19 protein-coding genes and 1 pseudogene are annotated in these 19254 nt (G+C 45.1%); 10 read left to right on the top strand and 10 right to left on the bottom strand.

Annotated elements, in window-relative coordinates; genetic code table 11:
* The first annotated feature begins 37 nt into the window (after positions 1-37).
* Positions 38-268: a non-oxidative hydroxyarylic acid decarboxylases subunit D gene (locus ACLD72_RS22590; protein ID WP_411002872.1), complete on the top strand. Its 231-nt coding sequence runs from the start codon at positions 38-40 to the stop codon at positions 266-268.
* 100 nt (positions 269-368) lie between these two features.
* A complete protein-coding gene (locus ACLD72_RS22585; protein ID WP_411002871.1) occupies positions 369-1088 on the top strand; it encodes an expansin EXLX1 family cellulose-binding protein in 720 nt (239 codons plus the stop codon).
* Positions 1089-1564: 476 nt separating this feature from the next.
* Here the strand turns inward: ACLD72_RS22585 and hxlB are convergent, their stop codons facing one another.
* The 7 genes from hxlB to ACLD72_RS22550 all read right to left on the bottom strand — a co-directional run bounded on the left by hxlB (position 1565) and on the right by ACLD72_RS22550 (position 9497).
* Positions 1565-2113 carry a 6-phospho-3-hexuloisomerase gene (gene hxlB / locus ACLD72_RS22580; RefSeq protein ID WP_411002870.1) on the bottom strand — a complete coding sequence of 183 codons (549 nt, stop codon included), beginning with the start codon at positions 2111-2113 and terminating at the stop codon, positions 1565-1567.
* Between the two features lie 4 nt (positions 2114-2117).
* Entirely contained in the window at positions 2118-2744 is a 627-nt protein-coding gene (gene hxlA / locus ACLD72_RS22575; protein ID WP_411002869.1) for a 3-hexulose-6-phosphate synthase, read from the bottom strand.
* Between the two features lie 71 nt (positions 2745-2815).
* Entirely contained in the window at positions 2816-3817 is a 1002-nt protein-coding gene (locus tag ACLD72_RS22570; protein WP_411002868.1) for a LacI family DNA-binding transcriptional regulator, read from the bottom strand.
* Positions 3818-3875: 58 nt separating this feature from the next.
* A complete protein-coding gene (locus ACLD72_RS22565) occupies positions 3876-5516 on the bottom strand; it encodes a hypothetical protein (RefSeq protein WP_411002867.1) in 1641 nt (546 codons plus the stop codon).
* Between the two features lie 48 nt (positions 5517-5564).
* Positions 5565-6920: a sucrose-specific PTS transporter subunit IIBC gene (locus ACLD72_RS22560; protein ID WP_411002866.1), complete on the bottom strand. Its 1356-nt coding sequence runs from the start codon at positions 6918-6920 to the stop codon at positions 5565-5567.
* On the bottom strand, positions 6917-7900 hold the full coding sequence (locus ACLD72_RS22555) for a sugar kinase (RefSeq protein ID WP_411002865.1): 984 nt from the start codon (positions 7898-7900) through the stop codon (positions 6917-6919). Before ACLD72_RS22555 ends, ACLD72_RS22560 begins: the two co-directional genes overlap by 4 nt.
* 628 nt (positions 7901-8528) lie before the next feature.
* Complete coding sequence (locus ACLD72_RS22550) at positions 8529-9497, bottom strand: tyrosine-type recombinase/integrase (RefSeq protein ID WP_411003945.1); 969 nt, start codon at positions 9495-9497, stop codon at positions 8529-8531.
* A gap of 214 nt (positions 9498-9711) precedes the next feature.
* On the opposite strand from ACLD72_RS22550, the gene ACLD72_RS22545 reads away from it, so the two are divergent.
* The 5 genes and pseudogenes from ACLD72_RS22545 to ACLD72_RS22525 all read left to right on the top strand — a co-directional run bounded on the left by ACLD72_RS22545 (position 9712) and on the right by ACLD72_RS22525 (position 14044).
* Complete coding sequence (locus tag ACLD72_RS22545) at positions 9712-10344, top strand: HD-GYP domain-containing protein (RefSeq protein ID WP_411002514.1); 633 nt, start codon at positions 9712-9714, stop codon at positions 10342-10344.
* An 11-nt stretch (positions 10345-10355) separates the two neighbouring features.
* Positions 10356-10790, top strand: coding sequence for a chemotaxis protein CheW (locus ACLD72_RS22540; protein ID WP_411002513.1), 435 nt, complete (start codon positions 10356-10358; stop codon positions 10788-10790).
* A 12-nt stretch (positions 10791-10802) separates the two neighbouring features.
* Positions 10803-12224: pseudogene (locus ACLD72_RS22535) on the top strand (chemotaxis protein CheA); the annotation flags it as partial.
* Positions 12225-12294: 70 nt separating this feature from the next.
* On the top strand, positions 12295-12444 hold the full coding sequence (locus ACLD72_RS22530) for a hypothetical protein (protein ID WP_411002519.1): 150 nt from the start codon (positions 12295-12297) through the stop codon (positions 12442-12444).
* A gap of 13 nt (positions 12445-12457) precedes the next feature.
* Positions 12458-14044 carry a methyl-accepting chemotaxis protein gene (locus ACLD72_RS22525; RefSeq protein ID WP_411002512.1) on the top strand — a complete coding sequence of 529 codons (1587 nt, stop codon included), beginning with the start codon at positions 12458-12460 and terminating at the stop codon, positions 14042-14044.
* Between the two features lie 89 nt (positions 14045-14133).
* On the opposite strand, the gene ACLD72_RS22520 is transcribed toward ACLD72_RS22525, so the two are convergent.
* A complete protein-coding gene (locus tag ACLD72_RS22520; protein WP_411002511.1) occupies positions 14134-14943 on the bottom strand; it encodes an AAA family ATPase in 810 nt (269 codons plus the stop codon).
* A gap of 161 nt (positions 14944-15104) precedes the next feature.
* On the opposite strand from ACLD72_RS22520, the gene ACLD72_RS22515 reads away from it, so the two are divergent.
* The 3 genes from ACLD72_RS22515 to ACLD72_RS22505 all read left to right on the top strand — a co-directional run bounded on the left by ACLD72_RS22515 (position 15105) and on the right by ACLD72_RS22505 (position 17502).
* The gene (locus ACLD72_RS22515) at positions 15105-15512 is read left to right on the top strand and encodes a BlaI/MecI/CopY family transcriptional regulator (RefSeq protein ID WP_251585788.1); all 408 of its coding nucleotides are present in this window, start codon (positions 15105-15107) and stop codon (positions 15510-15512) included.
* Positions 15512-17044, top strand: coding sequence for a M56 family metallopeptidase (locus ACLD72_RS22510; RefSeq protein WP_458476166.1), 1533 nt, complete (start codon positions 15512-15514; stop codon positions 17042-17044). Before ACLD72_RS22515 ends, ACLD72_RS22510 begins: the two co-directional genes overlap by 1 nt.
* 89 nt (positions 17045-17133) lie before the next feature.
* Entirely contained in the window at positions 17134-17502 is a 369-nt protein-coding gene (locus tag ACLD72_RS22505; RefSeq protein WP_411002509.1) for a hypothetical protein, read from the top strand.
* Between the two features lie 221 nt (positions 17503-17723).
* Here the strand turns inward: ACLD72_RS22505 and ACLD72_RS22500 are convergent, their stop codons facing one another.
* Together ACLD72_RS22500 and ACLD72_RS22495 are read right to left on the bottom strand one after the other, a co-directional pair.
* Positions 17724-17915 carry a hypothetical protein gene (locus ACLD72_RS22500; protein ID WP_411002508.1) on the bottom strand — a complete coding sequence of 64 codons (192 nt, stop codon included), beginning with the start codon at positions 17913-17915 and terminating at the stop codon, positions 17724-17726.
* Positions 17916-18330: 415 nt separating this feature from the next.
* Positions 18331-19251 carry an EamA family transporter gene (locus tag ACLD72_RS22495; RefSeq protein WP_411002518.1) on the bottom strand — a complete coding sequence of 307 codons (921 nt, stop codon included), beginning with the start codon at positions 19249-19251 and terminating at the stop codon, positions 18331-18333.
* Between the last annotated feature and the right edge of the window lie 3 nt (positions 19252-19254).

Genomic DNA, 19254 nt, shown 5'->3' with positions numbered 1-19254 from the left:
TGCAACCTATTTTCATTTAACAAAGGAGTGTATACCTATGAAAACCTGTCCGCGCTGCAATACAGAAAAAGCGTCCGTCCTCGCGAGTTCACCGGTAAAAGGAGCTTGGGAGCTTTATCATTGCCCGGTATGCCTGTTTATCTGGCGGTCTTCAGAACCGGAGTCGATCACGGACCCGCAAAAATACAACCCATCATTTAAAGTCGACCCTGCCGATATCCCCAAAGCCGCTCATGTTCCGGCGATTCCGCCTCTGAGAAGAAAGTAGGATTATATAATAGGTTAAATATCCCTATTGAAAAATATGGTAGATAATGAAATCATTTAGTATAACCTATTTTTTATGGCTGTTTAAGGAGGGCATAATAATGACAAAAGTAAAATTCCGCTGGAAAAGAAGTGTGCCGGCTCTAGCCTTAATACTAAGTTTGATCGGGTTTGCCCTGCCCGCTTCTGCGGCCTGGGAAGATACGTACACCGGATATGCGACCTATACGGGCTCCGGTTACTCAGGAGGCGCCGCTTTGCTGGATCCGATTCCGGCGGATATGGAAATCACGGCTTTGAATCCGGCGCAGTACAACTTTGGAGGCATCAACGCCGCACTCGCCGGGGCCTACCTTGAAGTGGAAGGACCGCTCGGTAAAACTACGGTTTACGTCACCGATTTGTACCCTGAAGGCGCCAACGGCGCTTTAGACTTATCTCCTAACGCGTTTGCCAAAATCGGGAATATGATCGACGGAAAAATTAATATCAAGTGGAAAGTGGTTGAAGCGCCGATTACCGGAAATGTCCAGTACCGGATTAAAGAAGGCAGCAGCCAGTGGTGGGCGGCCATTCAGGTCAGAAACCACAAATACCCGGTATTAAAACTGGAAGTGCTGCAAAATGGGACCTGGGTCAATCTTGAAAAGCAACCTTACAATCATTTTATGGGAACCGGTCTGGGTACGGAAGACCTGACCATTCGCATCACCGATATCAAAGGTCAAACTCTGACAGACACGATCCCCGCCCTGCCTGAAAACGGCACCGGTCAAGCGTACATTGTCCCGGGACATGTCCAATTTACGGCTTCCCATTAACTCAACTGTCACATTTCATACAATTATTTCTTTGTTTTTTGTCTCTTCTTCAAATAATAGCGGAATAACTGCACGTTTTACACTTAATCAAGTGCTGTGGCAGCATTTCCGGATAAGTACTTGTACATTTTGCAACTATTTTATTCAACATCTGAAGGCTGGAAGTGCCAAAACATGCTGGACTTATACGCATTCAGGCTGTCCGGTAAGGCGGGCAGCCTGAGTTTTTTCACGCGGATCAGTTCCATCCCACCACCGGGTCATTACGATCGACACCCCGAGGCGAACAGCTCACCTGGGAAGGTGCGAGGCAAATAGAGTCATTTCTGTCCGTTACATTTTGCTAACCGCTGTTTTTCAGGTGGCTTCGTATTTTCTGTGATGGCCTAATGCGGCTTCCCGTTCCCCCCAAGTAACCAACCCCTTGGATGGATCGCGGATAAAAATGTAGGTGAACCTTTGTCATACCGTAACAGCTATTCCATATTACTATGGCGTTGAAATGCTTGTTCATGATCGATCTTTTTTAGCTTGGAATAGATCAGGCAAATCGTATCAAACATAATATGGATACTTTGATCAAACAAGGAGCCAAGGGGTTGAATCGATGCCGGTTCATGTTCGGTACGATATTTTGTGGCAGCCGGCACAACGGCCACCAGTGAGGCGTGGGAGGCAAGCTCCGAATCGGGATTGGCGGTTATGACAACGACTTGGCATGGAATGGACTTTGCTTTTTCTGCTGTCCAAATGACGCTTTTGGTCTTGCCTGAACCTGAAACAGCAACTAACATATCCCCTTTTTCAATCGACGGCGTGATGGTCTCGCCTACAACAAAAACGGTCGCTCCCAAATGCATTAATCTCATGGCAAAGGATTTCGCCATTAACCCCGATCGCCCCTCACCCGTTACAAATATTCTTTTTCCATCAAACAAAATAGCGGCGATTTCCTCCAAGCATTTTTCATCGATCTTATTGATAACGCCCTGAATTTCCTTTAAGACCAGTTCTGTTGTTTTCATTTTCTTACACCTCTTTTAATGCTTCGCTAAATGCTTTCGCTGCCATATGCGGATCAATGGCCTTGGTAATCGCTGAGCCGATGATGACAACGGCAGGCCGACTTACAGCGAGCTTCGGTAAAGAATCCATGTTAATTCCCCCTGCAACTGCAAGCTTTATCCGCGATCCATAATTGAGCGGCACAAGATCATTACTTTTCCCAAGCACTTCTTGCTCATCTTTACTGACATGCTCACAAAAATAAATACCATCTTGGGCAAGTTGAAATAGTTGCTCCTTTTGATCCTTGTTTGTATTCAAAAGATCAATCATTATCCCTTTGTTAAAGTTTTTCGCAACATCTACGCATGCATTTACTGTAGCAAGCGGTGACACGCCCATAACCGTTGCTATGTCTGCTCCTGCCTTAAAACAGATTTCAAATTCATATTTAGCGTTATCCATGGTTTTTATATCCGCAATAACCGTCTTGGAAGGAAATTGTTCCTTCACTCTTTCCACACTTGCCATACCATATTCCTTGATCAATGAAGTGCCGACTTCAATCCAATCAACGTACTCCTCCGTCTTTTTCCCCAGTTCAATAGCCTCATCTATGGTCAGGCGATCCAATGCCAATTGAATGATCACTTCCGTTACCTCACTCCTCAACTAAATCGATTTATAAAAATTGCAGAAAAATACTTCATAAAACATTAAAATCAGCTTCTTATCATGATTGAAGATTCTTTGATTAAAAGCTCACAGCTATATACAACATCCTGAAAGTCCGTTTCTTCCTTTTTAATAAGTTTCAAAAGCATTTCAGCCGCTTTTTTCCCCATTTCATAGGAGGGTTGCGCAATCGTCGTCACAGGAGGATCAACCAAATCAGCAAACGGAATATTATCAAAAACAGCTAAAGAAAAATGACTTCCGACCTTTAATCCACGATCTTTGGCAAATTCCAGCACTTCCAAAAAAGCGAGATCATTCCCCGCCAATAGAGCTGTCGGAGGTTGTTCTCCAAAGAAAAGCTTCTCGAGCTCCGACTTCATCTGTTGAACTTCCGTACTGATGATATATTGCGGCTCTTTCCCGTTGGCAAGCATCGCACTCTTATAACCTTCAATCCGGTCAATCCGGGTAGAGGTCGTCAAAGGCTGTGTAACTATAGCAATCCGTTCATGCCCGTAATCAATAAAATGTTGAATGATGGAATACGTGGATTCAAAGTTATTGACTTTAACTGCGGGAATATGGATATCCTTCACTTTTCGATCCATAAATACAACCGGATAACCGCTTTTAAGCATATTTTCGTAAAGCTCTACATTTTGCCCAGTCGGAAAAATAATTAATCCGTCCACCTGCTTCGCCCGAAGCATATCGATATATTTTTTTTCTTTAAGCGGGTCATTATCCGTATTGCAAAAAATGGTATGAATGTCATGTTCATTGAAGTAATCTTCGATTGCCCTGCTTACCTCTGTAGAAAAACGGTGCATGATGTTTGCAATGATAATCCCTATCATGGAAGTCCGCTTTTGTTTTAAACTTCTGGCAATATAATTAGGCTGGTAGCCAAGCTGATTGATGGCCTCCTCGATCTTCTTCTTGGTTTCATCACTCATGTATTCATAACGTTTATTTAGAAATTGTGAAACCGTACTCTTGGAAATGCCGGCTTTCTTTGCCACATCAGCCATGGTTACTTTATCCATTAGATCTACCTCTCTTCTTAATCACTCCTTGTATTGTATCTTTTATTTTCCCCTTTATCTAGTTGTCCCCAATATCGCGCCCTTTAACAAATCCCGGTCCGCCGCCAGCCATAAATCCATGGCTATGACCCTCTTCGTCAGGCGAAATCCAAAACGAATAAATGGTTGCATTTTCTAAATAAAAACGAATTTTTACTACCTTCGTATTTAAATCCTCAATTCGCTTATTTCTCCACTTTATTTCCATCTTTGTCCGATCAGCAGAAACAGGGATGCATTCCGACTTTTCAAATCCGGCGATAACATTGGAGTCTTCATCCAGTATCTCCGCATAAATACGGCCCGCTTCACATGATGCATTTACAAAAAGATGCTTCCCGGTAAAGGCTAGTTTGGTCGTTTGCACCTCTCCGCCTTTTCCTTGATCGGTCAAAGAAGCGAATCCGTCCCTCCGTAGTGTTGCCAGTCCCAGATTCCCTCCAGCGTACTTGTGAGAGCCGAATTTTGGAGAATTCCCCGAAAAGCAAGAATAGTAAAAGTAAATTTTGTCCTCAACAACCAAACAAACACCGTTTACCGCATGGGCATATCCATAATCCCAGGATCCTTTTTTTCGTGATGAAGAAATAAAATTATCATAGGTTGGTCTAAACCAATGGAACCCGTCTCTGCTGTATCCCAGTTTCAAATCATTAATTTTGGGTGTCCCATTTTTTCCGCTAATATTGTTGGGAGGTCCCATAAAAACGCTGAACACTCCAAGCATTAAGCTTTCATAGGGTGTCGCATCCAAATTGTACAATTGAGTATAGTAGCCCATATCCGGATCAGGCATATCATATATATCTGTTCTGGACCAAAACTTGATATCTTCCGCCTTCCAGTTCGTTCCGCCAAAGAAATCTTCTGTCTCGAAGTATCCTCTTGTCCGTATTCTGCTATCCAGAGAAGAAAATGTACGCAAGCTGAATACCCATTTTTTTGTAAATGGATTATAAAAGAATGTTGTATTATCTCCACACGGGCCTACATTCCCCGCTTCCTTCCAATCGATGCCGTTCGCGGATTTGAATAAAACGGCTTTTTCAAGCGGCGGAACCGAGCCTGGAATATCATGAGCATGTTTCGGCTTATTGTGGTAATATTTCACATCGAAATCGTATTTTCTGAAAAATATTAGCATTTTATATTTTTCATCCGGATGTTTAGCATCATAATCAATCCAAACCGCCGAACCATCTCTAAGCGCTCCAAATTCCCGGGGGATTACCCTCTCCGAAGTTCTTTCCGGGTATAATTCAGTCAGCCTTTTCCAATGGATTCCATCGTCGCTTTCCGCATAACCTACACCATCAAACCAACCGGCATGATACCACATTTTAAACTTTTTATCTTCATCGTCATAAAAAATCCCATCATTAAACGGACAAGCACAAGGGCAATAACCATCATTCATCTCTAAGGGACTTGTCGGTTCAAAGATCGGCTCCACACAAAGATTAGGCTGATGATATTCCCGCGTCAAATTGCTTTTTTCGATCAGAAAATCATCAACAAACAGCTGCCTACCTATATCGATATTAATAACATTCGGCTTATTTTTTAAGTACGGGACTTCCAATGGCTGGTCCAGAGTGGTTTCCTTATACACAGGAGGCCAGGGCTCAGGTAAGGTTAAATTATTATATAAACGAAACATATGGTTTCTCTCCCCTTCTATATAAATGTCCTATTTATTTCATCACTTTTATTCATTGTGCTTGAAGAAAAGGTACGTCAAAGTGAACGCCACGCCAAGACCAATTAAATTCGCAATAATGTACATCGGAATTTGCCCATTCAAATATAATAAAGCCCCTGGAATAACCGTTATTGCCAAACCGGTACCTTTTAAACCTACGAGCGAAGAGAATACCCCTGCAACACCGCCCCCCAGGCAACCAAACACAAATGGTTTCACTAATCTCAGATTGATACCAAAAATGGCCGGTTCCGTAATTCCTAAAAACGCTGGAATCGTTGAGGAAAAATAAAGCGATCTTTTCTTGATATCTTTAGTCTTAAAGGCCACCGCCAAAGCTGCCCCGCCTTGTGCGGCAATAGCTCCCGAAACGAGGGCGTTGAATGGATTTGCCCCTGTCTTCGCCAACAGCTCAATCTCTAACGCCTTGAATATATGATGCACTCCTGTTGTTACAATCAGTTGATCCAAAGCTCCTATAATTAATCCCCCGATACCGAACGGCCATGTGATCAATGATCTGAACCCGTTAAGGATTAATTGTTCCACCCCATGCATAAGCGGTCCAATAATAAGCAAACCGCAAAAAATACTAATTAAAAGAGTGGCGAATGGCGTTACGATCAAAGATAAAGAATCCGGAACCACTTTCTTTAATGACTTTTCCACCTTTGCGGCCAAAATGGCGATCATTAAAGCGGGAAGCACCGAACCTTGATATCCCGTAATGGGAATGGACAACCCGAAAAGCGACAGCAAAATAGGTTCTGCCGTACCGCTTGCAACAGCGTTAGCATTGGGCAGCTGAGGTGCAACCAGCATTAATCCGATTACGATACCCAATATTGGAGAACCTCCGAATTTCCGCATGACCGAAAATCCGACAAGAGCCGGTAGAAAAGCAAAGGCCGTATCCGTCAACACTTGGGTAAAAGTCAAAAAAGTAGGATTCATTTCAATGCCAAGGTTCGTTAAAAGCCCTCTTAATCCCATAAATAATCCGGTCGCTACCAATACAGGAATAATGGGAATAAACACATCGCCTAATGTTCTGGAGATTTTCTGAACCCAAGACATGTTTTTATAAGCTTCCGTTTTATTATCGTTTTGAATTGTAGTATCCCCGTTCACGAATGCATCGTAAACCTTATTTACAAAACCTGTGCCAAGGATGATTTGGTATTGCCCCGCGGAAAAAAACTGCCCCTTAACACCGTCAATATTTTCAATAGCTTTTTCATCTATTTTGGACTTATCTTTTAGGATTAGTCTTAGCCGTGTTGCACAATGTTCCACAGAAGTAACATTCTCTTTGTCTCCAATATATTGAAGAATTTGTTTGGCAACTTCTTGCTCTTTCATACCCAATGACCTCCCTGTGTATCTGTCTTGATCATTTTTTGCTTTTGCATAAATTGCTGTAATTGTTTTCTGGTTGGGTAGCCGTCGTAATCCCCGGGGGATTGCACCGCCAAGGAACCAATCGCATTCCCGCGCTGTACCGCTTCCACGATCGAACGCTTTTCGACCAAAGCACTAATGACGCCTACAGCAACCCCGTCACCGGCACCTACCGTATCTACTGTATTCTCTACTGGAAAGGAACTCACTTTGCCTTCCTCATAAGGAGTCTTATAATAAGCACCCGCTTCTCCAAGTTTTACGATCACCAGTTCGACGCCTTTTTCCAAATAAAAGGAAGCAATATCACTTGGCTCTCTGTAACCGGTTAATATATATCCTTCACCTATTCCTGGAAGTACATAATTCGCTTTAAAAGCAAACTTATTGACCACATCGATCATTTCTTCTTTTGATTTCCAGAGAGAAGGACGTAAATTGGGGTCAAAGGATATGGATCGGCCATGACTCTTCATGCAATGAAGTACACAACCGGCAAATTCCCTGGTGTGTTCCGAAATAGCCAGAGGGATTCCGGTCATATGAACATGGGCCGCACCTAGGAAATAGTCTTTCGAAAAGTCCTCCCTCCCCATAAAGCTCGCTGCAGATCCTTTCCTAAAGTACTGAATCTCAGGGTCACCATCCAAAACTTTTGATTTCAATTGAAAACCTGTTGGAACACTCTCATCGATCTGAACCTGATTAATGTCAACCCCCTCTTTTTCGAGACGCCGCAGGATCAAATCTCCAAAGGAATCGCTTCCAACTTTACTCACCCATCCTGATCTTAGGCCCAGCCTTGCAAGACCGATAGCGACGTTCATTTCAGCTCCGGCTAATCCTGAGGTATAATGGATAACCTCATGGAATGGGCCTGGCTCATCTGCTGTAAACATCACCATTGCCTCGCCAAAAGTAACAACATCCAAATTACCCAAATCAATTCTCGCCTTTCTTTGAATTTCTAGTTGTACGAATGAAAACAATCTCTGCTTTTTTTATTTATGCTTCCTCCCTCTTTTATTAAACCGGTTTAGTATATCGGTTTAGTAAACCGGTTTAGATTGATTATAGTTTATATGTAAGCGTTTTTCAATACAGAAAGCAAATTTATTTTGGTTTTATAGAATCATCGTTGCGGCAACTAATTTTATACTAATCGATCCAGATGCGTGAGGATCACCGCTATTCAGTTTCTGACATAATTATCTGAAGTAAAAACAATATCACCGTGTGCTAATTAAAGAGGCTAACCGCTCGAGCGGTCAGCCTCTTTCGTGTTGGATGAGGGTGTTTCTGCTTGTTTGAATCATTGGGAAACACGCTGTATCTCTATGTATATAGAACAATATATAATGAGGGCCTCAAGAGAATTTGTAAATAAATAACTTTAGCAATATGTTGCTTAAACAATGACAAAACAGCCTAAAATATTAATGATAATAAAACATGTCGCATAATGATAATTATCCGACAAAAGACATGGGTAAAAATGTAGAAAAAGATAGGATTTTGCGGAGTTCTCAATCAAATTATAGGCCAAATTGCATGCTTTTGCATAGTGTGTCAGTAAATAAATTCCTTTAGGCAGTCCTGTACATAATCCGGAGCTGCTTTTTTCATTTGGTCTACAGTATGCAAATATCGCTGAGTCGTGTTGATATGCGCATGCCCGAGCGTTTCCTGCACTTGCTGAAGCGATGCTCCTCCCAGCAAGGCCAAGGTTGCGTTGGTATGCCGCAGCCAGTGGGGCGTAAGCTTTTTTGTAATCCCGCTTTTTTCCCCGGCTTTACGGATGATACGTTCTATTTGTCTTGTAGAAATTGGAAACAGCCTGAGCGTTTCGGGTGGTTCCGCGTCACCGACAAGCCCCTTCGCGTATTCTACAAATAATTCCCATAAATACTGGGGCACCTTGATTTCCCTTGTTCTCCCTCCTTTTGTATAGTGAAGTGTAAGCCAAATACTCGACTCCATAGGATCCGTATGGAAATTTCCCCAGTATACCGAATTCAGTTCAGATACCCGCAAACCAAGCAATACAAGCGAAAGCCCCATCAAATAATTTCTTTGGCTCTGCTGCTGCAGATGGTTTAGCAACAACCCTACTTCCTTTTTGGTTAAAAAGTTCCGGTGGCTGGTCACCTGAATTACCGGCAAGCGCACATTCGATGTAGGATTCCTTGCAAAAAAACCTATGTTGCTGTCACTCCCCCACTTATACAGCGATTTTAACGGAGCAATGGAAGCGGCGATGCTGGCCGGTGCCAATGCGCGTTTGGAGGTTACTTTCTCACGTTGCTGCAGGTACAGCTTAAAGGCCTCAATCTCTCTCCATGTTACCGAATCAAGCTTCTTGAACCCGATGAATTCGCGAAAACAATGAATTGCCCTCAAGTAACTCCTCCTCGTATTGTCTGCCGTGCAGCAGGCACTTATAAACATGTTCACGATTTTATCATCGCTATAGTTGTTCGAACTCGTGTACAGCAAAGTCAACTGATTTGCCGAATTCATGTTGCTATTGGTAGTCATTATCCATCCTCCCCAAATTTTGTCGGATAATTATCATTATACGACCTGCTATGGACTTTTGTTGACTAGCCCTCGGATCCAGCGCACGAGGAAAGACATTCACAGGTCTGCCGGAGGTTATGTATTAAAGAAAGGAGGTCTTTGCGTCAAGGCCAACACCTTAACTTGAATCGCTTCTATTTTCAAATATGTCGCAAAAAAAGGAGAGAACACCATGAGCTCCTTGCAAAAATTTATTGACAATCAGGCTATGGCACAGCAAGATTCAACATTACTAATTCAGTTGATCGACTTTATGCGCGAAAAACGTCCAGAAGTCTATCGGCATAGCATACGGGTAGCTATGATGGCAGAACGTATAGCCACCGAGATGAACCTGGAGACATGCGAAAAAGACAACTTGCTGCGCGGCTGCTTTCTTCACGATCTGGGCAAAATCATGCTGCCTTTGGATGTGCTGGAACAGGCTGCTCCCCTTACCCCGCACCAGTGGAAAATCATCAAACTCCATCCGCAGGTAGGGGCCGACCTTTTGCATAACATATCCGAATTTGAAGAACCGGTCATCGAAGTGATTCTTCATCATCATGAACGTTGGGATGGGCAAGGTTACCCCCATGGATTGAGAGAACAGGAGATTCCATTGTTGGCTCGCATCTGCTCTGTTGCCGATGCCTTTGACGCCATGATGTGCGTGCGGCCATATCGTCAAAGTTTGCCATTGGAACAGGTCAAACAGGAGCTATGGCGGAACAGAGCCATCCAGTTCGATCCTGTGATCACCCGCCTGACGCTTGAACTGCTCGAGTCAGACACGTCTTATTTCGGATTTATTCAAGAAAGGTAGGGAAACCGCGCATGCATTCAACGGACAAACAACAGTACATCGAGTTTTGTGTGGATGATGAGAATTACGCTATCTCCATCTCCGAGATTCATGAAATTATTAAAATGCAGGAAATAACCGATATCCCCAACACTTATTCTTATGTTCAGGGTGTCATTAATTTACGCGGCCGAATTGTACCTGTCATCAGCCTAAGAAGCTTATTTATGCTGGAGCCGTACGAGTACACAAAAACCACGCGTATCGTTGTCGTCAACCACAAACAGGAAGCAGTCGGAATCATTGTGGACAAGGTTAGCAAAGTAACTACCTTCGGTGACATTCAGCCTCCTCCGGACAAGATCGCCAATGTAAGCGGCAGTTATTTTACGGGTATTGGATTGGCGTCGGATGAAAGCCTGGTGGGAATTCTAAAACTTGATGAAGTGCTTATCGGAAACAGCTAGGAGGTTGAACCGGTGACGGATCTATCGGGATACCGCGAATTATATTTAGAAGAGCTGGATGAACAACTTCACTATATTGAAGAAGAAGTCTTGCGTCTTGAGAATGAAGGAGCTACCGACACGGCCGTTGATCGGCTGTTTCGGGCCGCGCACACTTTGAAAGGCTCCTCGGCAGCCATGGGTTATCACAAAATGAAGGAAGTGACCCATCAAATTGAGCATCTGCTCCATCAAGTGCGAAACGGTGAACGAACGGTCACCAAACCATTGATCAACTTAATGTTCACGGGACTCGATGTCATGAAAGGGCTCCAAGAGGAAATTGCCCAAACCGACGTCGAAACATCGGATATTTCGTCTCTTTTGCAGCAACTTCAGCAGTTCAGCATGCATGCTGCCTCGGAATCAGTTACTCCTGCGCAGCGAGCCGTTTATCCGGTGACAAAAAGCAAATCGCAAACGATCCGAGTCAATATAGAACGGCTGGATCATCTGATGAATTTGGCGGGTGAACTTGTTATTGATCAAACGCGGATCCAACAGGTCAAAACATTATTTAGACAAAGATTGGGTTCTGATGACCTTGTGGAAGAGCTGTTTCAGCTTTCTGATCACTTGAGCCTGCTCATCGGTGAACTGCAGGACGGTGTGATGAAAGCCCGAATGCTTCCGATTGAGCAGTTGTATAATCGTTTCCCGCGCATGATTAGAGATTTGGCCGAATCTTTGGGCAAGCAGGTAGACCTGATTTTGCAGGGTAAGGACACCGAACTGGATCGCACTTTAATTGAAGAAATCGGCGATCCTTTGATCCATTTGCTGCGCAATGCCGTTGATCACGGCATTGAAGCACCGGAGCAACGACGGCTGAGCGGCAAAAACGAGCGCGGCACGGTCACCTTGTCCGCTGCACATCAGGACAACCATGTCGTGATCTCAATCCGGGACGACGGCGCTGGCATCGATGCGGACAAGCTTCGCGGATCCGCGGTAAGCAAAGGGCTGCTGCCGCAACACGAAGCCAAGCGCCTAAGCGATGATGAAGCTCTGCAGCTCATATTCAAGCCCGGTTTTTCCACCGCTTCCCAGGTCAGTGATGTCTCTGGGCGCGGGGTCGGCATGGACATCGTCCGCAACAATATCGAACGAATGAGCGGCATGATCGACGTTGAGACCGTTAAGGGACAAGGTACTCTGTTTCATATCCGCCTCCCTCTTACTTTAGCCATTGTTACGGGACTGCTCGTGAATATCAGTGGGCGGGTCTTTATTATTCCCATGAGCAGCGTGGTGGAAATTACCCGGATCGACGCCAAAGAAATCAAAAGATTGCGCGGAGAACCTGTGATTAAGATTCGCCATCAAGTCATTCCTGTCGTCTGGCTGCACGATCATTTTCATTACCCGCGTCCCCCGGTTCGGCGCTACTTACCCATGGTCATTATCGGAAGAGGCGAAAAACGAGTCGCCCTGATGGTGGACGATCTGATGGGCAAATCAGGAAATCGTCATCAAGAGTCTCGGCAGCTTTATCGGAAAAATCGGCGGCATTTCAGGGGCAACCATTTTAGGCAGCGGGAATGTGGCCCTGATCCTGGACGTAGACGGTGTTATTAAGTTAACAGGCAACGCACAGACAATTTCAGCGATTTAGGAGGCATCATACAATGAAATTTTTCTATAATCTGAAGACAAGCGTAAAGTTGATTTCCGCATTTTTGCTAGTATCTCTGATTCTCGCTTTTGTTGGATTTTATAGTCTCAATAATTTGAACAAAATGAATGGTTCTGTGAAGTCCATGTACGAATATGGCCTTGTTCCATTACAATCCGTACAATCGGCGCAGATCAGCTACACCCGCATGCGGGTACTGATTCGCAACGTCTATATGGCGGAGGATAGAGCCACGCAAGAGAGTAACATAGAACTCCTGGAAACAGAGAAAAAAGAATTGATGAATCACATGAATGATTTTCGCAATACTGTCCTGAGCGATAAATCCGTTACTGCTTTAGAGCCGTTTGACGGACTGTGGAACGAATATGTGCCTTTGGTTGATGAAGCTGTACAACTTGGATTGAATGGGCGCAGTGACGAGATGAAGACGCTGATTAACAACGATTTGACCAATGTCGGCAATAAAATCAGAGACTTGTTGAATACTTTGAGCGATATCAATATGGCGGAGGCTGACGAGACCAAGGATGCGGGCGAAGCATTGTACGTTTCCTCCCGGAATGTATCCATAATTGTTATTGCAGCTTCTGTGGCGATATCTATTTTGCTTGGATACATAATCTCGCAGATTATATCCAGACCTCTCGCCCGCGTCGCTCAGCTCGTCCAGCAAGTAGCAGGAGGAAATCTGCAGAACACACTGGATATATCCACTAAGGATGAAATCGGACAGCTCGCGCAAGGTATGAACAACATGGTGGTCAGCTTGCGGGAAACCGTCAGCAACATTTTAGGCCACTCCCAAAGCCTGGCCGCGGCATCTCAGCAAATTTCGGCCAGCACGGAGGAAATTGCCAGCGGGAATGCCAGCCAGGCCAACGATGCCCAAACCATCAGCGAGTTGTTCAAAGAGCTGTCCTCAGCCATTCATGCTATAGCTCGCAATACCGAACAGGCCTCGGAATTGTCCAACGAAACGGTGCGCATCGCCGAAGAAGGAAGCGGAGTTATTCAGTCATCCAGCGAAAGCATGAAATCGGTAAGCCTGCAGATGACAAGACTGGAAGATGACTCGCAAAAGGTCGGCGATATCATCGGGGTTATTGAAGATATTGCGGATCAAACCAATCTGCTGGCACTAAATGCCGCTATTGAAGCCGCGCGGGCCGGAGATCAAGGACGAGGGTTTGCGGTAGTCGCCGACGAAGTGCGGAAATTAGCCGAACGAAGCGGCGAAGCCACGAAACAAATTACAAGCATCATTAAAGGAATGCAGGAAAATACTCGCGCCAGTGTAAAATCCGTACAGGAAAGTGCGGAATTGTCCGAGCGTACCGGAGAATCTTTCGGGCACATCGTCAGCTATGTCAATGATGCCGGTCAAAAGGTGGTGGAGATCGCTGCCGCCAGCGAGCAGCAGGCTGCGCAAACCGCCACCGTCCTGTCCGCCGTTGAGAATATCTCGGCTACAACACAGGAAGCGGCCGCAAGCAGTGAAGAAACGGCCGCCACCGCCCAATCGCTGGCCCAACTGGCGGAAGAACTGCAGCGTTCCGTTTCCGTGTTCAAGCTTTGAGATTAAGCGCATCATTTTTATGAATGAAGAAGCCTTTTCGAGAATCAGTATTCTACGAAAAGGCTTCTTACTCAAATTCTGTTCTGCCTTTATTCAAACAACCGCTTATGCTTATGAAAAAATTGATAAAAAAATTGCACGTTGTCCAGTTCAAACCATTCTGCCGTTTGCAAAGGCTTTGCATCCAAGTTATAAATTTTAGCATGCAGCGTACCCAAAACAAAAGGAGAGTGTGTGGCAATAATAAACTGACTGTCAAAATAACGTGCAAGCTCATTGATTTGCTCTGCCAGCTTGATTTGGTTGGCGGGAGAAAGCGACGTTTCCGGCTCATCTAACAAATACAATTGGCCGGGAAGCAAATATTCTTCAAAAAACTGCATGGAGGTCTCTCCATTGGAGTATTTTTCTTGAGAGAATTGAATATTCTCAAGCTTCTTTTTAAACGCATATGATTGTTCATATTGTTCTGCCTGAGCCTTACTCATCCCTTTGTTGATCTGCTCATACAATATCCCCTCACGCAGCACGGCGGATTGCTGAATCTTCTTAATTTCATACAAAATATCCTCTGACTTCATGTATCTGCTTCCATCAGGAAGCTGTCTAATTTCATGCTCCCGATCATCATGCCCAAGCTGATAGCTGCTCAATTCGAGAAAACGCTGAGCATAAATACTATGACCATAGCTTGTCATTCTTTCAGAACCGGTGATTCCTAATTTGTTGGCGATCACATTCAGTAAGGTGGATTTGCCACTGCCGTTACTGCCATACAGCACAGTAATCCGATCAAACCAAAGAACCTCTCCAGCCAGGTGTTTGAACACATAATCAGGGTATATGTTGGGATTTCGACTCGTATAAGAAGAAAGCTTGAAGCTTCTTAAATAAATCATTGGCGCACTCCTTCTGCCAGTTTTCTGATTTTGATTCTATTTTACCAGAAAAAAGACATGGATTTCTCAAGATGAAATTCATTAGACTATAAATATAGTCTTTCTTCCGACCGATATATCTTTTAACTAAACTAGCGTATCTCCGGAAAAGAGGGATTCCCTTGAGAAAAAAAGTACAGAGCATCAGCCCTTCCGAACTGGTCGTCATGAAGGTGTTGTGGAAGGAAAGCAGATGCACCGCCAGTGTCATCATTGATCAGGTGTCCAAAGAAGCCGAATGGCATTTTCGCACGATCAAGACGCTGCTGCGAAATTTGGTAAGGAAACAATTCGTAGGTTTTAAGGTGGATGAACACGACAGTCGTATCTATTATTACTTTCCTCTCATCGAAGAGGAAGCTTATTTGCGGCAGGAGCGGCAGCAATTTCTGGATATGTATTATAACGGGAACAGGCACTCCCTTCTGGCAGGATTCCTTCAGGACGGAAGGTTGTCCCCGCGCGAGGCGGAAATGCTCAAACGGCTGCTGTCCCAAAATGACGAGTCCCGCGGGGATGAGCGTCCCTGATGGATATACTGCTGCCTTTGCTCGCCTTGAAAGGAATCGAATTGACACTGGCGGCATCCGTTATCGCGCTCCTCGTGCTGATGCTTCGCCGGTTCGGGCGCAAACTGCTGGGGCCTCGAACGATTTGCTGGATTTGGCTCCTATTCCTGATCAAGCTATGCCTGCCTATCTCGATCCCGAGTCCTACCAGTATTGAAAACTGGACTGACGCCTATTTATACGAGCGGCAATTCAGCGTCGGCGCCGCGTTCTCTTCCGTAGGAAGGGGCTGGAGTGAAGTCAGGGAGGTTGTATTGGGACCATCCGTCTCTTCATCCCCTTCCCGGGAAACGCGTATGTACCGTGACGGTGAAGAAACATGGATTCCCCTGCCTCCGTTGGAGCGCCCATTGATCGAATCCACCCGCATCCAATCGAGCCTGACGGAGGTGGTTATTGCGGCCGCATGCGTATGGGGTGGCGGAATTTGCATTTATGCGGCCATCGATTGGACACGAAGACGCCGGACGCGCCGGCTTGTCCGCTCCGCACTTCCATGCGAGGACCGGGAGCTGCTTGAGTTGTTCGACAAATGCCGAGAGGAAGCCGGCATACGCGGGCATGTCCGTCTAATGAGATCGGGGATTCTCTTCCCTGCGCTTTACGGATTACGCCGGCCGGTCATTTTGCTGCCATACGATTATGACACGAACTATTCGGCGGAAGAATTGCGGTTTATTCTGTTGCACGAGCTGATGCATTCCAAACAGAAAGACATCCTCTTACTCGGTTTGTCCCGTGCCTTGCAGATCGCCCATTGGATAAATCCGCTCGTGCACTTGGCCGTACATAAGTATCGCGACGATCTGGAAATACGCTGCGATTCGCGTGTGTTGCGGCTGCTCAGCCGGGAGGAACAAACGCGCTACGGAATGCTTCTCATCAGACAAGGGGAGTTGAACAGCATGCCTCCTCTTCCCGGAATCGGAGCGAACTTGGTGGCCCGGCGCGCTCCATTGGCGGAACGGATCAGAACGATCGCCAATTTCCGAAACGAGCGCCAGGGCAAACTCAAAGCTATCTCGGGTGTCTGCCTGTTTGTTTTTCTATGTTTTTGCCTGCTGCCCTCAAATAATATGTACGCTGCTCTATATGCGGATAATTCACCAAAACTATACGCGTTTTGGTTGGACGAACGTGCCGATCCGCGCAGTCAGCAGACTCTGTCCAGCATCGCAGAGCTAATGAGCGGCCTCCCGTCCAACAACCCGAGCGTCTCCATGCTGCTCAAGTCAGACTTCGACAACTTACCGATTGGGCAGCTCCGGACCCGCATACGGATGCTTTCGGAGTCCGAAAGGGATTGTCCGATCTATGTGGATACGCGGCCGATTCGCGATTCGATCCGGGAACTAGGATTACAGGAAGGACATGTATTGGTGATGTTGCAATATCCTTACCATTACGTCAAGTATTGGGGCTTTGGTGTCGGCAAAAGCGTGCTGACGGACCTATCCAGTCTCGAGCGATTGGAACAGATGGCATTGTACTGACAAGCAATGATGCAGGTTGGGTTTTGTTCGGTAGAAGGACTATAATCATAGTCTTTTTATAAATCAGATGAATGAAAGGATGATCGTGAATGCAAGTCGCTTTATTGGGAGACCATGTGTGCCGCTGCATGGAATCCCCGGTCCGAAAACTTGAAGCGGAGAACGGAGCGGTGCCTTTTTCAAGTTACCTGACTTCGATGTTATCGGAAGCACCGTCCCTTAATTCCTATCCGTATGTTGGGCTTTCTGCGATGGGGCTGGGCAATTACCCGCAATCCCCCTACTCTATGCTGTTCCCGCTAATTGCCGGATTGGGCAGCCGGAACAAAGAACTGTTGAGCCTAGCGCTTTTGTCAAACGCCGGGCGAGGACTCATGCCGCCGAGCTACGGTTATGCGACGGGATGGGGAACGGACCGCATGCTAAACAGCGCTTCCGGCTTCGATCTCAGACTGTAGCAATCATTCGCGTACAGTCAGGATTTTCAAGGATCTCATAATAAAAAAACGCCAATTAAACAATACATGCTTAATTGGCGTTACTTTTTAATAGGGACCGATAATATGCCATTGTTTATTGCAATGAAGGTTAACCATCGCGCAAATGCTTATTGTTGTTTCAACCTATTGATCTCAAGTTCATTAAGGGAGGTTTTATGATATGTAAACTCGACATCTCGTTATACTTCATCTAGTTTTCTGTTAAGCAACTCAAGCATGGACATAACATCCTGAGGACTTTCTGCCGCCAGTTTGTCAAATTTTTCTTCGATTCGTTCTACCTTGGTATCCACTACTTCAATTTTTTTCTGCAATGGAGCAAGCTTCTGATCTAAAAGTTCACCAATGGCTTTCAATAATTCCTCGTTCACTAATATCAACCTCCATTTGTAATTATAGCATAAAAGAATACCCGGATACCCTTTTATATTTGGACCCGTTCGAAGAAACCTGCTGCTTTTTGTTACTCTATTAGTAGAATGATCCGTAAATAATATGGCTTATCTGCGGACAGGGGCATGGATCGCTTTGTTCTATATTAGTCTCGTGCTCAGTATCGTCTGTCCCATAAAATAGAGGAACTTTTGGGTATTATTTTCCGAATGTGAGCCTATTCATCACCATAGGGGAATTTTTGGGTCTTATTTTTCGATGAACAGGTCGAAAGGCGGCTTTTCGCCACTAAATCGTGAAAATAGCGCCATATAATTCCTCTAATTCACGCAACATGGGGGGTATCGCTGAATAGCGCCCTTTTTTTTCCTCTATGCTGTCACCCGAGATCTTCTATAGACTATTTTTGAAGGCAGTCTTCTGAACTTCTAAAGACTTTTGGTTCGAATGATCGGATCGAAGGTTACTGCTAACAATCCCGACTAGGATAATGATCACCCCAATCCACTGAGGCAAGCTTATTGGCTCTGCCAGCACTAAAGCGGACATTGTTACAACAACCGGCAATTCGGATGATGTAAGAATGGTTCCTAATCCCGAACCAACATGCGGCATACCAATCGAAAACAAGAGCGGCGGAAGAACGACCCCGAATATACCCAGAGCTAATCCGTAGGGAATCAACCCCATTAAAATATCCAAGTCAAATAAAAACGTTGGCGGAAATACGATAAATACGGTTATTACTCCTCCCGTGGACAGAAGTGCACTTTTTAAAATGGGAGGGGTTGCTTTTTCAACGGAGCTGCTCAAAAAAACGAATGTGGAAAAGGTTAATGCCGCCAGCATTCCCCAAATGCTTCCCTGCCATGACAACGCCAGGCGTTCCTGAAACATGACATTGGCCGCCAAAACGGAACCGGCTAGCAGCAACCCAATGGAAATAAGCTTACGCTTAGTAGGCTTTTTCTTATGGAACACCCACTCCAACAGGGCTCCGATCCAAACAAATTGGAACAGAAAAACAATGGCCAGAGAAGCGTTTAAGGTTTGTAAGGCTTGATAATAAAATATACCTGTTAACCCGAACGGAACTCCAGATGCAATAAGCTTTGAAATTTGCATACGAGTTAGTTTTTTCTTTTTGGTAAATAAGACGACAAGCCAAGCAAGCACAACTCCGAAGAAATACTGTCCTCCGGTTACTGCTGACACTGTGAACCCTGCTGCATACGCCAATTTAACAAAAGTGGACAAGATCCCATAACAGCAGCCTCCTAAAAAAACAGTCAATGCATAATGCCAAAATTTTATCAT

This window comes from Paenibacillus lacisediminis (assembly GCF_046567315.2).
The sequence above is the reverse complement of the archived record's forward strand: the minus strand, read 5'-3'. Positions and strand labels throughout refer to the sequence as shown.